General features: G+C 70.4%; 12 protein-coding genes. 8 read left to right on the top strand and 4 right to left on the bottom strand.

All coding sequences use genetic code 11. The annotated features are described in order from the left end of the window. Nucleotides 1-104: 104 nt before the first annotated feature. Complete coding sequence (locus D3869_RS04295; protein ID WP_137139060.1) at nucleotides 105-1460, top strand: TldD/PmbA family protein; 1356 nt, start codon at nucleotides 105-107, stop codon at nucleotides 1458-1460. Nucleotides 1461-1513: 53 nt separating this feature from the next. On the opposite strand, the gene D3869_RS04300 is transcribed toward D3869_RS04295, so the two are convergent. The 3 genes from D3869_RS04300 to D3869_RS04315 form a co-directional block, all read right to left on the bottom strand. Further along, nucleotides 1514-1966 carry an anti-virulence regulator CigR family protein gene (locus tag D3869_RS04300; protein WP_137139061.1) on the bottom strand — a complete coding sequence of 151 codons (453 nt, stop codon included), beginning with the start codon at nucleotides 1964-1966 and terminating at the stop codon, nucleotides 1514-1516. 124 nt (nucleotides 1967-2090) lie between these two features. Further along, complete coding sequence (locus D3869_RS04305; protein WP_175426394.1) at nucleotides 2091-3701, bottom strand: hypothetical protein; 1611 nt, start codon at nucleotides 3699-3701, stop codon at nucleotides 2091-2093. 121 nt (nucleotides 3702-3822) lie between these two features. Beyond that, nucleotides 3823-4743 (bottom strand): diacylglycerol/lipid kinase family protein, encoded by a 921-nt coding sequence (locus tag D3869_RS04315; protein WP_247895715.1) that lies wholly within the window; start codon nucleotides 4741-4743, stop codon nucleotides 3823-3825. 216 nt (nucleotides 4744-4959) lie between these two features. Between D3869_RS04315 and D3869_RS04320 the strand changes: the two genes are divergently transcribed. After that, nucleotides 4960-5805, top strand: a complete 846-nt coding sequence (locus D3869_RS04320) for a UDP-2,3-diacylglucosamine diphosphatase (RefSeq protein ID WP_137139064.1) — start codon at nucleotides 4960-4962, stop codon at nucleotides 5803-5805. Then, nucleotides 5802-6800 (top strand): glycosyltransferase family 4 protein, encoded by a 999-nt coding sequence (locus tag D3869_RS04325; RefSeq protein WP_137139065.1) that lies wholly within the window; start codon nucleotides 5802-5804, stop codon nucleotides 6798-6800. The genes D3869_RS04320 and D3869_RS04325 overlap by 4 nt, the downstream gene beginning before the upstream one ends. 48 nt (nucleotides 6801-6848) lie before the next feature. Here D3869_RS04325 and D3869_RS04330 read toward each other — a convergent pair whose 3' ends face one another. Beyond that, nucleotides 6849-8204 (bottom strand): globin-coupled sensor protein, encoded by a 1356-nt coding sequence (locus tag D3869_RS04330; RefSeq protein WP_137139066.1) that lies wholly within the window; start codon nucleotides 8202-8204, stop codon nucleotides 6849-6851. A 285-nt stretch (nucleotides 8205-8489) separates the two neighbouring features. Between D3869_RS04330 and D3869_RS04335 the strand changes: the two genes are divergently transcribed. From D3869_RS04335 to D3869_RS04355, 5 genes are all read left to right on the top strand, one after another. Continuing rightward, a complete protein-coding gene (locus D3869_RS04335) occupies nucleotides 8490-9773 on the top strand; it encodes a 3-deoxy-D-manno-octulosonic acid transferase (protein ID WP_137139067.1) in 1284 nt (427 codons plus the stop codon). After that, a complete protein-coding gene (gene lpxK / locus D3869_RS04340; RefSeq protein ID WP_137139068.1) occupies nucleotides 9770-10780 on the top strand; it encodes a tetraacyldisaccharide 4'-kinase in 1011 nt (336 codons plus the stop codon). Before D3869_RS04335 ends, lpxK begins: the two co-directional genes overlap by 4 nt. Continuing rightward, nucleotides 10773-11681, top strand: a complete 909-nt coding sequence (locus D3869_RS04345; protein WP_137139069.1) for a lipid A biosynthesis lauroyl acyltransferase — start codon at nucleotides 10773-10775, stop codon at nucleotides 11679-11681. Before lpxK ends, D3869_RS04345 begins: the two co-directional genes overlap by 8 nt. Further along, nucleotides 11648-12367: a LysE family translocator gene (locus D3869_RS04350; RefSeq protein WP_247895716.1), complete on the top strand. Its 720-nt coding sequence runs from the start codon at nucleotides 11648-11650 to the stop codon at nucleotides 12365-12367. The genes D3869_RS04345 and D3869_RS04350 overlap by 34 nt, the downstream gene beginning before the upstream one ends. A gap of 129 nt (nucleotides 12368-12496) precedes the next feature. Beyond that, nucleotides 12497-12889 (top strand): NADH:ubiquinone oxidoreductase subunit NDUFA12, encoded by a 393-nt coding sequence (locus tag D3869_RS04355; RefSeq protein WP_038526645.1) that lies wholly within the window; start codon nucleotides 12497-12499, stop codon nucleotides 12887-12889. The last annotated feature ends 23 nt before the right edge of the window (nucleotides 12890-12912 follow it).

Genomic DNA, 12912 nt, shown 5'->3' on the forward strand with positions numbered 1-12912 from the left:
CGCTTTTGTGCGGCGGAGGGACCGGACCTGAGGCGATATGCCCCTTCCTCTTCTTCTCCGGGCTCCCATTTGCTAGACAAGCCGGAGACCTAGCGGAGACCGTAATGCCCGTTTCGACCACCTCGCAACCTGACGTGCTGACCCTGCTGGACGATCTGATCCGCAAGGCGAAGGGCGCCGGGGCCGACTCCGCCGACGCCGTGCTGTTCGACAGCGCCTCCCTGTCGCTGAGCCAGCGTTTCGGCAAGACGGAGAAGCTGGAGCGGTCCGAGTCGGGCGATCTGGGGCTGCGCGTTTTCATCGGCAAGCGGCAGGCCATCGTCTCCTCCACCGACCGCAGCGCCAAGGCGCTGGACGAGCTGGTGGAGCGCGCCGTCGCCATGGCCCGCGTGGTGCCGGAGGACCCCTTCTGCGGCCTCGCCGACCCGGAGCAGATCTACACCACCCTCCCCGACCTCGACGTCTGCGACCCGTCGGAGCCGTCGGCGGAGTTGCTGATCGAGCGCGCCCGCATCGCCGAGGAGGCCGCGCTGGCCGTCGAGGGCGTCACCAACTCCGAAGGCGCCGACGCCGGGTGGAGCCGCTCCACCATCGCCATCGCCGCGTCCAACGGCTTCACCGGCCGCTACGGCGTGTCGCGGCAGTCGCTGTCGGCCTCGGTGCTCGCCGGGACGGGCACGGGGATGGAGCGCGACTATGACTATGACAGCAAGGTCTACGGCTCCGACCTGCGCGACCCGGCGTCGATCGGCCGCGAGGCCGGCGAGCGGGCCATCCGCCGCCTGAACCCGCGCCGGGTCAAGAGCTGCAAGGTGCCGGTGGTGTTCGACCCCCGTGTCTCCCGCGGGCTGCTGGGGCATCTGACCGGCTCGATCAGCGGGCCGAGCATCGCGCGGGGCACCAGCTTCCTCAAGGACAAGATGGGGCAGCGGATTTTCGCCGCCGGCATCACCATCGTCGACGACCCGCATGTGAAGCGCGGCCTGCGCTCCCGCCCCTTCGACGCGGAGGGCATCGCCACCACCCGCCGCAACCTGATCGAGGACGGGCACCTGACCACCTGGCTGCTCGACCTGCGCTCGGCCCGCCAGCTCGGCCTGTCGACGACCGGCCACGCGGCGCGCGGCACCTCCGGCCCGCCGGGCCCGGCCCCGGCCAACGTCTACATGGCCCCGGGCGCCAAGAGCCGCGAGGAGCTGCTGGCCGAGATCCCCAACGGCTTCTACGTGACGGAGCTGATGGGCACCGGCGTCAACGGGGTGACCGGCGACTACAGCCGGGGTGCCGCGGGCTATTGGATCGAGAACGGGCAGATCGCCTACCCGGTCACCGAACTGACCATCGCCGGCAACCTCAAGGAGATGTTCCTGAACCTGGAACCGGCGAGCGACCTGGAACTGCGCTTCGGCATGGACGCCCCGACCATCCGCATCGACGGGCTGACCATCGCGGGCCAATGAGTGCCACGGGAGGCGCCGCAAGGCGCCTCCTCTTGGCGTCAGCGGCCCCCCTGTTAACGAACCACGCCGCGGACGATGTCGGCGATGGTGCCGTGCACCGCATCCAGGATCAGCATGTCCGCGCCGGCCAGGATGCACTCCCAGCCGTTCATGCACACCGGCACCCGCTGGCGCAGTTCGACGGGCGCCACCTTTTTGGCGATGCCCGGCGGCAACGGCTTGCCGCGCGCCAGCTTCTTCGCGATCCCCGGCGGCAGGGACGTCACCCCGACCGGATGGGCGACGAAATAGTCGCGGATGATCGTCACATCGCCGCGGGACACCGACCCTCCGGAGGCGCGCCCTTTGGAGTCGTGCCCCCGGGATTCGTAGGACGGCCCCCCCTGCGGCTTGCCGTGCCCTCCGCCGGGACCACCGGCCCAGTCGGGCTTGTCCGCCAGCGCCGGGCCGGTGATGGACAGCACCGCCAGAAGCGCCAGCGCGGCGCGCCCGTTGCGGCGCCGCATCCGATCCCCACTCATTATCCGCATTCCCTTGCCGGCCGAAGGTGAGCCGCAAGCGCATCCCGCGGCCCTACCCCCATCGGATTAGCGATAAGCGTCGCTGCTGGCCTGTGGCAAGAACGGGATATCAGACCGTCACGCTCATCGGCCCACCGGCGCCGCGCACCGACAGGTTGGGCAGGAAATCCTGGAACAGCGACAGGCTCTTCAGGTCGGACACATAGCCCGTTCCCTCCCCGCCCATCGTCTTCCCACCGACGCTCTTCATCACGTCGCCGGCCTGCGCGTCCTGGGCCTCCAGCGCGTCCTTCAACACGGAGGCCAGCGCGCTGCCGTAGCCCAGCCGCTCCATCGGCGCGCCGGTCTCCTTCGTCGTCTTCTCGTAGCTGTACTGCAGCGCGGCCCGCTGGACCGACCAGTTGACCGACTCCTTCTCCTCCTGGCTGGCCTCGTCGAGGAACTTCACCCCGGCGCGGTAGGCGGCGGCCTTGTCAGTGCCGAGGGGATCGGCGGCATCCATCGCCTCCTTCTGCTGGCGGGCCATGATGGACTGCGCTGCCTCCTGCTCGTTCTTGGAGAAGGTGCCGTCCTTGTTGCTGGCGATGGCATGGAGGCTGCGCCGGTCGAAGCCGCCGAACAACCGCTCCACGTCCTTCCCGGTCGGGTCGGAGTAGTTCACCCCCTTGCCTTCCTTCGCCATCGCCGTGTAGGTGGCGTCCAGCGAGTCGCGGGCGTCCTGGATGACCTTGGCGAAGCCCTGGAGCCCCGGCGTCTGGCTGGTGGTCAGCACCGTGGTGGGCGGCGGCGGCAGGCCGGCGGCCTCGGCCTCCTCCTTGGCGGAGGGCTCGAAGTCTTTGCCCCCTGGGCGGCTCTTGTCGACCTCACCGCGCCCGACGCCGGGAATGTCCACGTTCGCGGCGTACTCCGCGAGACCATTCGCCCAGAGCTTCCCCTCGAAGCCCAGGTCATACATAAGCTTGGCGGCGGCCTTTCCCTTCTCATTGTCCGGTGACAGCAACCCACCCTCGCCGCCTTCCGCTTCCGCGCCGAAATCCAGTTTTTCGAACGCGTCCTCTCCCTTCGTCGCGAAATACCTGAAGGCATTCCCCTTGATCTTGTTCGGGTCGCCGCCGACGGTTTCCATCATCTCGCGGTCGATGTCCGCCGACTCCGCGCGGAAGAGGGCATTGGCCGGAGCCATCGCCGCCTGGAACGCCTCGGTGTCCTCGTCCTTCCCGAAGGCGTCGTAAGCGGCGGTGCGCGCCTCATTCAGGGCCGACATGGCCTTGTCCATGCGTTCCGTCTTGATCTTGAAGGCCTTTTCAGCCGCCCCGAGCTTCTCCGCCCAGGCTTCGTCCTCCTCATCCTCGGGCCGCTCCTTGATGAAGCGGTCCTTCACGGCGTTGGTCGCCATTTGGCGCAGTCCCAACGCCACGTCCTTCTCGGTCATCTTGCCGGACTTGACGAAGTCTTCCAGCATCGCGCGGCCCTTGGAGCCGATGGAGGCGAAGACCTTCCCCGCCACGCCGGTCAGCGACTTCGCCAGACCGCTGAGTTCCACGCTGTCCTCGCCCTTCAAGGCGGCCAGGGCGGCGGAGCCCGCGGAGGACCCGGCGTCGGAGGCCGCCTTCCAGGTCCCCTCCGCTTCGGCGGCCCCCCCGGCGGGCTTCATTTTTGTGGCGGTCGCGGTGGCGCTGGCCGTGGTGGCCGAAAACAGGGCGTTGATCGACGCGGACATGGCTTCCCCCTTTCGGTCCCGCCTGGGCCGCGGGGCCTTAATCCTTAGAGATCGAAGTAATTATTGAATGTTCCCAAATAATTTTCCCAAGGCACCTCTTAACGGACTCTTAAAACAGCCGTCAGGGCGCCAGCACCGGCAAGACCCAGGGAGCCAGCGCGATCTCCACCGGCAAACGGGCGATCACGTCGCCGTCGCCCTGCACGGGCTCCCCCGCCGGCCCGTCGATGACCACGCGGCGGGCGGGCAGGATGCGGTAGTCGGGGAATCGCGGCAGCCGCCCGGCGGTGACGCCCCACAGGTAGCGCAGGGCGTTCCCCCGCCCTGCCCGCGGAAACAGGCAGACGTGCAGCCGCGGGTCGGCCAGCCGGGCGTCGGGCGCGCAGACGAAGCGCCCCCCGTAGAAATGCCCCTTGGCGACGATGACGGAGGCGACGTCCACCGGCTCCGCGCCATCCACCGCCACGCGGTAGGGACCGCCGCCGCCCGCGGCGATCCGGGCCAGCGTTTCCACCGCATAGGCACCCTTGCCGATCAGCCGCTTCAGCCGCGCGTCAACCCGCTCGACCACCCGGGCATCCAGGCCGGCGCCGGCCATCATGGCGAAGGCGCGGCCATTCGCCACACCCAGATGCACCGGCAGTGGGCGCCCCTCCGCCAGCACCCGCGCCACGCCCTCCGCGTCCAGCGGCAGGTCCAGCTCATGGGCCAGCACGTTGGCGGTGCCCAGCGGCACGATGCCCAAGGGGATCGTCGTCTCCCCATGTCCGCGCGCGCCCAGCCCGTTGACCACCTCGTTGATGGTGCCGTCGCCGCCCGCGGCGACCACCGCGTCGAAGACGCCGGGCGCCACCGTACGGGCCATCGCCTCCGCGTCGCCGCGCCCGCCGGTGGCCCGAAGCGTCACCGCAGCCCCGTGGCGCTGCTCCAGCAGGTCCAGCACCACGCCCAGACGGCGCGCCCGGCGGGCGCCGGCCACCGGGTTGTGGATGACCAGAAGACGACGCCGGGTCGCCGCGGCCGGACTCGACGTCTCAGGCACCGATTCGCCTCCATTCGCCGCTCCGGCATCCAATATGACCATTATGCTTCAGTTTTGATAAAGTCATATTTCGCCTTTGTTTCACCGCCAAGAAGTCTTATCGAAATCAATGGACCCAACAGATGCGCGTTATTGAAATCGTTGTCAAGACAACGAGCCGCCGATATACGGAACATGTTTCCATGAACCCTTGCCAAAACGGCGATGGAGCGGGGCATGAGCGCATCACGCGACGTCAAGCAGTACCGCAGCATCTGGATCTCCGACGTCCATCTGGGGACGCGGGGGTGCAAGGCGGAGTATCTTCTCGATTTCCTGAAGCAGAACGAGTCCGAGCACCTCTATCTCGTCGGCGACATCGTGGACGGCTGGCGCCTGCGCAAGGCGTGGTACTGGCCACAGGCGCACAACGACGTGGTGCAGAAGATCCTGCGCCGGGCGCGCAAGGGCGTGCAGGTCTATTACATCCCCGGCAACCACGACGAGGCCGCCCGCGACTACGCCGGCCTGCAGTTCGGCGGCGTTCATGTGGTGGAGGAGTGGATCCACGTCACCGCCGACGGGCGGCGGCTGCTGGTCACCCACGGCGACCGCTTCGACGTGGTGGTGAAGTACGCCCGCTGGCTGGCCTTCATCGGCGACAACGCCTACGTGACCCTGCTCCAGGCCAACACGCTGTTCAACTGGGTCCGCCGCAAGCTGGGCTTCCCCTACTGGTCGCTGTCCGCCTTCCTGAAGCACAAGACGAAGACGGCGGTCGAATTCATCGGCAACTACGAGACCGCCCTCGGCGACGAGGCCCGGCGCCGCAAGGTGGACGGGGTCGTCTGCGGCCACATCCACACCGCGGAAATCCGCGACATGGAAGGAATCCTCTATTGCAACGACGGCGACTGGGTCGAGTCCTGCACCGCCTTGGTCGAGCATCCCTGCGGCCGGCTGGAGATCATCGACTGGGCGGCGGACATCCGCCGGCGCACCGCAACGACGCTCCCCGCCCGCCTTCCGGCAAAGGAGAAGACGGAGAAGGAGAAGGCGGCCAAGGAGTCGGTTGCGGCGTGAACATCCTGATCGTCTCCGACGCCTGGCTCCCCCAGGTCAACGGCGTGGTGCGCACCATCGGCACCGTCCGTTCGGAACTGGAGGCCATGGGCCACCGTGTGGAGGTGATCGGCCCCGACCGCTTCCGCACCGTGCCCATGCCCACCTACCCGGAAATCCGACTGGCGCTTGGCGCGGGGCGGCGGTTGGCGGCGATGATCGACGCGCTGCGCCCCGACTGCATCCACATCGCCACCGAAGGGCCGCTGGGCTTCGCCGCCCGGCGCTACTGCCTCGCCCGCGGCAAGCCCTTCACCACCGCCTACCACACCCGCTTTCCCGAATATGTGCGCGACCGGGCGCCGGTCCCGCTGGCGCTCAGCTACGCGGTGGTGCGCCGGTTCCACAGGCCCTCCTCGGCAGTGATGGTGGCGACGCCGTCCATCGAGAGCGACCTCGCCGCCCGCGGCTTCACCAACATCCGGCGCTGGACCCGCGGTGTCGACACCGAGCTGTTCCGCCCCCGCGCCAAGGGCTTTCTGGCGCTGCCCCGCCCCATCGCCCTCTATGTCGGGCGCGTCGCGGTGGAGAAGAACCTCGAGGAGTTTCTGAGGCTCGACCTGCCGGGCAGCAAGCTGGTGGTCGGCGATGGCCCGGCCCGCGCGGAGCTTCAGCAGAAATATCCGGAGGTCCATTGGGCCGGCGCCCGCCATGGCGAGGAGCTGGCCCAGCATTACGCCGCGGCGGATGTCTTCGTCTTTCCGTCGCGCACCGACACCTTCGGCCTGGTGCTGCTGGAGGCGCTGGCCTCGGGCGTGCCGGTGGCCGCCTACCCGGTGCCCGGCCCGCTGGACGTGGTCGACGGCTCCGGCGCCGGCTGCCTGGACGAGGATCTCAAGGGGGCGATCGAGCGCGCCCTGACCATCCCGCCGGAACACTGCCGGGACCATGCCCTGAACTTCTCCTGGCGCCGCTCCGCCGAACAGTTCCTGGCGAACCTGCGCCCGTTCACCTGAGGGCGGCATGGGGCGGGGCCGGCACGCGGCCGGTCCCGCCCTTTCCGATCACGCGGCGCGGATGCGCTGCATGAACAGGTCCACGCTCTCGCGCAGGCGGTCGGACTCGCAGTGCAGATTGCCGGCGGCCCCCAGCACCTCCTCGGCGAGGCTGCCGGTCTCCGACGCCCCTTTGGTCACCGCCCCGATGGTGTCGGTCACGCTGCGGGTTCCGCGGGCCGCCTCCTGCACGTTGCGGACGATCTCCTGGGTGGCGGCGGTCTGCTGCTCCACCGCGGCGGAAACGGTGATGACGATGTCGTTGATGCTGCCGATGGTGGCGCCGATGCCGCTCAGCGCCTCGGCGGAGCCGCGCGCCACCTCCTGGATGCTGGCGATCTGGGCGGAGATGTCCTCCGTCGCCTTGGCGGTCTGGTTGGCGAGGTTCTTGACCTCCTGCGCGACCACCGCGAAGCCCTTGCCGGCCTCGCCGGCGCGGGCCGCCTCGATCGTCGCGTTCAGCGCCAGCAGGTTGGTCTGCCCGGCGATGCTGTTGATGAGCTGGAGCACCGCGCCGATCTTCTGCGCGGCGTCGACCAGACCGTTCACCGTGGCGTTGGTCCGCTCCGCCTCGGCCACCGCGCCGCGGGCGATCTGCGAGGACTGGGCGACCTGCCGGCTGATCTCGCCGATGGAGCTGGTGAGCTGCTCCGACGCGGCGGCGACCGTCTGCACGTTGGCCGACGCCTGCTCGGCGGCGGCGGCGACGGCGAGCGACTGGCGGTTGGTGGCGGCGGCGATCTGCGCCATGCGCTGGGCGTTGCCCTTCATCTCGTCCGACGCGGCCACCGTGTTGTCGGCGATGCCGCTGACGCTGCCCTCCAGGCTGTCGGCGACCTGTTTCAGGATGGCGCGCTTGCTCTCCTGCTCGGCCGCCGCGTAGGTCTCCAGCAGCACTTCGAGGTCGAGCCACGCGACCCGTCCCAGCGTGTCGCGCAGGGCTGCCCGCTCCGCCGCCTTCCGCGACCCGAACAGCGATCCGCGGCCCTCCGCCGCGTCGAGGCCCAGTTCGCGGGCGATGCCGCTGGATACCGTGTGGTGGCAGATGGCCACCGCATAGCCCGGCACACCGTGGTCGTAGAAAGCCTTGGCCAGCCGATGGGCGGACTCCAGGAAGCCCGGGCCGAAGTCGCCCGAGACCACGCGGGTCCAGTGGGCGACGCGCGCGGCGTGGACGTCGGGCAGGGTCAGGGCGTCGCGGATTTCCGGCCAAGCCGCGAAGGCGCTGTGCCATTGTTCCAGCAGCACGGGCAGACGGTGCTGCGCGAAGTCCCGGTTGGCGCGCAAACGCGCGATGTCCGCTTCGGTGATGTTGAAGGCACGGAGCCGGTTTTCCTGGCCGTCACGTTCCTGTACGCCCGCCATGATGTTATCATCCTGAAATATTGAAGGCCGACGCATTGCCCGCCTTCCTCGAAGTTGCCGAGGTTTCTACGCCATCAGAATAGCAACGGATTGCTTCAAAATTATCATAAGAGGTCCCAAAATCGTCATACTCAGGTATGCGATCCGCTCCTATCCGGCCATCAGCCTTCCGGCGGGCGTTAGCGCAAAGCCTTACCTCTGCCACAGCCCCCCATGCTAAAGTGGACAGGACCGCGACCGGGAAATCTGGCCGCGTTGGTTTTGTCGGATGGCGTTTCGACCCGCATGCTTCAGTCACTCTACCGCGGCCTGACGACCCTCGCCGGGCCGGCGGTTCGTCTGTATCTCGACCGGCGGCTGGCCGCCGGCAAGGAGGACTCCGCCCGCCGGGAGGAACGCTTCGGCACGGCCGCGCGCCCGCGCCCACCCGGACGGCTCGCCTGGATTCACGCGGCCAGCGTGGGGGAGGCCAACTCCGTCCTCGTCCTCATCGACCGCCTGCTCGCCGAGACGCCGGACCTGACGGTCCTGATGACCACCGGCACGGTCACCTCGGCGGAGCTGATGGGCCGCCGCCTGCCGAAGCGTGCCTTCCACCAGTATGTGCCGGTGGATCTGCCCGCCGCGGTCGACCGCTTCCTCGACCATTGGCGCCCCGATCTGGTGCTGTGGACGGAATCGGAGATCTGGCCGAACCTGCTCGGCGCCGTTCGGGCGCGCGGCATTCCGGCGGCGCTGGTCAACGCCCGCATGTCGGAACGCTCCTTCAACCGCTGGCGCTGCGCGTCGGGGCTGATCACGCCGCTGCTTTCGACCTTCCAGGTCACGCTGGCCCAGTCGGAGGAGGACGCCGACCGGCTGCGCCGTCTCGGCGCGCGGGGCGTCGTCAGCGTCGGCAACCTGAAATTCTCCGCCGAGCCGCCGCCCGCCGATCCCGCGGCTCTGGCGGCGCTGCGCGCGGCCTGCACCGGGCGTCCCGTCTGGCTGCTCGCCAGCACCCACCCCGGCGAGGACGAGTTGGCCGCCGCGGTGCATGACGCGCTGGCCGAGCGCCTGCCCGGCCTGCTGACCCTGCTGATCCCCCGCCACGCCCACCGCGGCCCCGACATCGCGGCGCTGCTGCGCCAGCGCGGCCTGACCGTCTCGCGCCGCGGCGAGGGCGCCCTGCCCGCCGCCGCGGACGCCGTGCACATCGCCGACACGATGGGGGAGATGGGGCTGTTCTACCGGCTGGCCCCGGTGGTCTGCATGGGCGGTTCCTTCGTCCCCCACGGCGGCCAGAACCCGGTGGAACCGGCCCTGCTCGGTTGCGCCGTCCTCTACGGCCCGCACATGTGGAACTTCACGGAGATCACCCGCCAGCTCGAAGCCGCCGGGGGCGCCCTGCCGGTGGCCGGGACGGAAGCGCTGCCCGACGCGGTCGGGCGCCTGCTGAGCGACGAAGCCGCCCGCGCCCGCGTCGCCGCCGGCGCGACGGCGGTGACCGAGGGCAACCGGCGGATCGTCGACCGCGCCCTGGCCGCGCTCGCCCCTGTCCTCGGCGTCGGCAGCGTCCGGCCCGCGGCATGAGGACTCCCGGCTTCTGGTACGGGTCCGGCGGAGCCGCCGGGGCGGCCCTGGGCTGGGCGCTCGCCCCGCTGGGCGCGCTCTACGGGCTGGCCGGGCGGCTGCGCATGGCGGCGGGGCGGCCGGAGCGGACCCCGGCACCGGTCCTCTGCGTCGGCAATCTGGTGGCGGGCGGCGCCGGCAAGACGCCGGTCTGCATCGCCGTGGCCGAGGCCCTGCGCGCCCGCGGCGTGGCACCCACCTTCCTCACCCGCGGCCATGGCGGGCGCGAGCGCGGCCCGCTGGCCGTCGACCTCGGCGTCCACGATTCGGCCGCGGTGGGCGACGAGGCGCTGCTGCTGGCCGCCCATGGCCCTTGCTGGGTGGCGCGCGACCGCGCCGCCGGGGCGCGGGCGGCCATCGCCGCGGGGGCCTCCGTCCTGGTGATGGACGACGGCTTCCAGAATCCCGGCCTCTTCAAGGATTTCTCGTTGATCGTGGTGGATGGGGCGGTGGGCTTCGGCAACGGCCACCTCATCCCCGCCGGCCCCCTGCGCGAGCCGGTGGAGCGCGGGCTGGCCCGCGCCGGAGCCGTCGTCGTCGTGGGCGAGGACCGCGCCGGGGTGGAGCGCCGCGTCGCCGGCACCCTGCCCCTCCTGCACGCCCGGCTGGAGCCGGTCGAGGAGGCCCGTGCCCTGGCCGGGCGGACGGTCCTGGCCTTCGCCGGCATCGGGCGGCCCGAAAAGTTCTTCGCGACGCTGGAGGCGCTGGGCGCCCGCGTGGTGGAGCGCGCCGCCTTCGCCGACCACCATCCCTACCGTCCCGAGGAGGTGATGGCCCTGATCGACCGCGCCAACGCGCTGGGCGCCCTGCCGGTCACCACCGTGAAGGACGCCGTCCGCCTGCCCGAGCCCCTGCGCGCCCTGGTCCGGGCGGTGCCGGTGCGCGCCGTCTGGCAGGACCCCGCCGCCCTCGACCGCCTGCTCGGCCCCCTTCTGACCGCGCTTCCGACTGGAGTTCCCAATGGCTAAGCCGCGCGGCCCCCTGGTATCCTGGCTGACCCGCCGGGTCGGCTACCCGCTGGAGGCCGTCCTCGTCCATGGCTTCTGCGGCCTGTTCCGCGCCCTTCCGGTGGACCGCGCCTCGGCGCTCGGCGGCTGGATCGGGCGGACCATCGGCCCGCGCCTGCGCGGCACCCGCACCGCCCGCCGCAACCTGGAGCGCGCCTTCCCCGAAAAGTCCCGCGCGGAGATCGACGCGATCATCCGCGGCATGTGGGACAATCTGGGCCGCGTCATCGCCGAATACCCGCACCTCGACGCCATCGGCGAATACGGCCCCGGCGGGCGGACCGAGGTGATCGGGGCGGAGCACATCGACGCCCTGCGCGAGGACGGCAAGGCCGGCATCCTCGTCTCCGGCCATTTCGCCAACTGGGAGGTGCAGTCCGTCACCTCGCGCAAGATGGGCGTGGAACTGGGGCTGGTCTATCGCGCGCCCAACAACCCCTATGTCGGCGCCCTGCTGACCGAGCTGCGCGGCGCCGCCTCCGGCACACACATCCCCAAAGGGTCGGACGGCGCCCGCACGCTGATCCGGGTGCTGACCAAGGGCGGGCACGTCGGCATGCTGATCGACCAGAAGCTGAACGACGGCATGCCCGTCCCCTTCTTCGGGCGCGACGCCATGACCGCCCCGGCGGCCGCACAGCTCGCCCTGCGGCTGGGCATCCCGCTGGTGCCGGCGCGGACCGAGCGTCTGGACGGCGCGCGCTTCCGCATCACCGTCCTGCCGCCGGTGGAGCCGCCGAACAGCGGCGACCGCAACGCTGATGTGCGGATTTTGATGGAGCGCCTAAACGCCCTGTTGGAGCAATGGATTCGCGAGCGCCCCGCCGAATGGCTCTGGCTGCACCGGCGCTGGCCCGACTGACGGAGAAGGTTTCCATGGCCCTGCCGCTCGACCCGCATCTGCTTCAGCTCTACCTCGTCGCGGCGCTGGTCCTGACGCTGGCGCCGGGACCGGATTCCCTGCTCGTCCTGTCGCGCAGCGTGATGGACGGGCGCAACGCCGGGGTGGTCGCCACCGCCGGCATCACGCTGGGCAACCTGATCCACGCGCTGCTCGCCGCCGCCGGCATCTCGGCGCTGGTCGCCGCCTCGCCGGCCCTGTTCGACGTGCTGCGCTACGCCGGCGGCGCCTATCTGGGCTGGATCGGCGGGCGGGCGCTGTGGAGCGCCCTGCGCACCGGCTTCGGCCGCCGCGGCGAAGCGGCGGAGGCCACGGCCAAGCCCGAGTCGGCCCCGGCGCACCGCGTCTTCCTCCAGGCGCTGCTGACCAATCTGCTGAACCCGAAGGTCATCCTCTTCTATCTCGCCTTCGTGCCGCAATTCGTCGCACCGGCGCTCGGCCACGTCGCGCTGCAGATCTTCCTGCTCGGCGCGATCCTCGGCGTCATCGGCGGCCTCTACCTGCTGGGGGTCGCGGCGCTCAGCGCAGGTGCGGCGCGGCGCGCCCTGTCGAGCGCGCGGGTGCGGGCGGTGCTGGACGGCGTCGCGGGGGTGCTGTTCCTGGGCTTCGCGCTGCGCCTGCTGCTGACCGACCGGCGCATCGCCTGACGGCAAATCCGTCAGGCGGGAAAAGACGTTGCGGAGTCAGTGGACGAGCGTGGCCGGGGGTGTCATAGTGCCGCCCGCGTTTAACCGGCCAGCCCGTCCGGCCGAATGGCTTACCGACCGCGAGCGACGATGAGCGAGAAGATCTCCCTGATCACCTGGATGGCGAACATCCACATCCGGTTTGTCACCTGGCGCCGGGGCAACAAGGTCGGCACCGACCGCTTCGGCAACACCTATTACCGGTCCCCGAGCGCGATCGCCGGCGTCAAGGAACGCCGCTGGGTGATCTATGCCGGCGAGCCGGATGCCTCCAAGGTGCCGCCGGAATGGCATTCCTGGCTCCACCACACCACCAAGGAGCCGCTGCCGGAAGGCAACAGCGCCTTCCACAAGCCGTGGCAGAAGGAGCATCTGCCGAACCTGTCCGGCTCGCTCCAGGCTTACCGGCCGCCCGGACACCAGTATGCGGGCGGGCAGCGCGTGCGCGCCACCGGCGATTACGAACCCTGGACTCCGGGCTGAGACGCCCGCGCGGTCCTTTAGGA

Source organism: Azospirillum brasilense, from assembly GCF_005222205.1.
Classification (GTDB): domain Bacteria; phylum Pseudomonadota; class Alphaproteobacteria; order Azospirillales; family Azospirillaceae; genus Azospirillum; species Azospirillum brasilense_G.

Bases quoted from the DNA above. Each gene is read 5' to 3' on its own strand.
- D3869_RS04295 (WP_137139060.1), top strand. From the start codon at position 105: ATGCCCGTTTCGACCACCTCGCAACCTGACGTGCTGACCCTGCTGGAC.
- D3869_RS04300 (WP_137139061.1), bottom strand. From the start codon at position 1,966: ATGCGGCGCCGCAACGGGCGCGCCGCGCTGGCGCTTCTGGCGGTGCTG.
- D3869_RS04305 (WP_175426394.1), bottom strand. From the start codon at position 3,701: ATGTCCGCGTCGATCAACGCCCTGTTTTCGGCCACCACGGCCAGCGCC.
- D3869_RS04320 (WP_137139064.1), top strand. From the start codon at position 4,960: ATGAGCGCATCACGCGACGTCAAGCAGTACCGCAGCATCTGGATCTCC.
- D3869_RS04330 (WP_137139066.1), bottom strand. From the start codon at position 8,204: ATGGCGGGCGTACAGGAACGTGACGGCCAGGAAAACCGGCTCCGTGCC.
- D3869_RS04335 (WP_137139067.1), top strand. From the start codon at position 8,490: ATGCTTCAGTCACTCTACCGCGGCCTGACGACCCTCGCCGGGCCGGCG.
- lpxK (WP_137139068.1), top strand. From the start codon at position 9,770: ATGAGGACTCCCGGCTTCTGGTACGGGTCCGGCGGAGCCGCCGGGGCG.
- D3869_RS04345 (WP_137139069.1), top strand. From the start codon at position 10,773: ATGGCTAAGCCGCGCGGCCCCCTGGTATCCTGGCTGACCCGCCGGGTC.
- D3869_RS04350 (WP_247895716.1), top strand. From the start codon at position 11,648: ATGGCTCTGGCTGCACCGGCGCTGGCCCGACTGACGGAGAAGGTTTCC.
- D3869_RS04355 (WP_038526645.1), top strand. From the start codon at position 12,497: ATGAGCGAGAAGATCTCCCTGATCACCTGGATGGCGAACATCCACATC.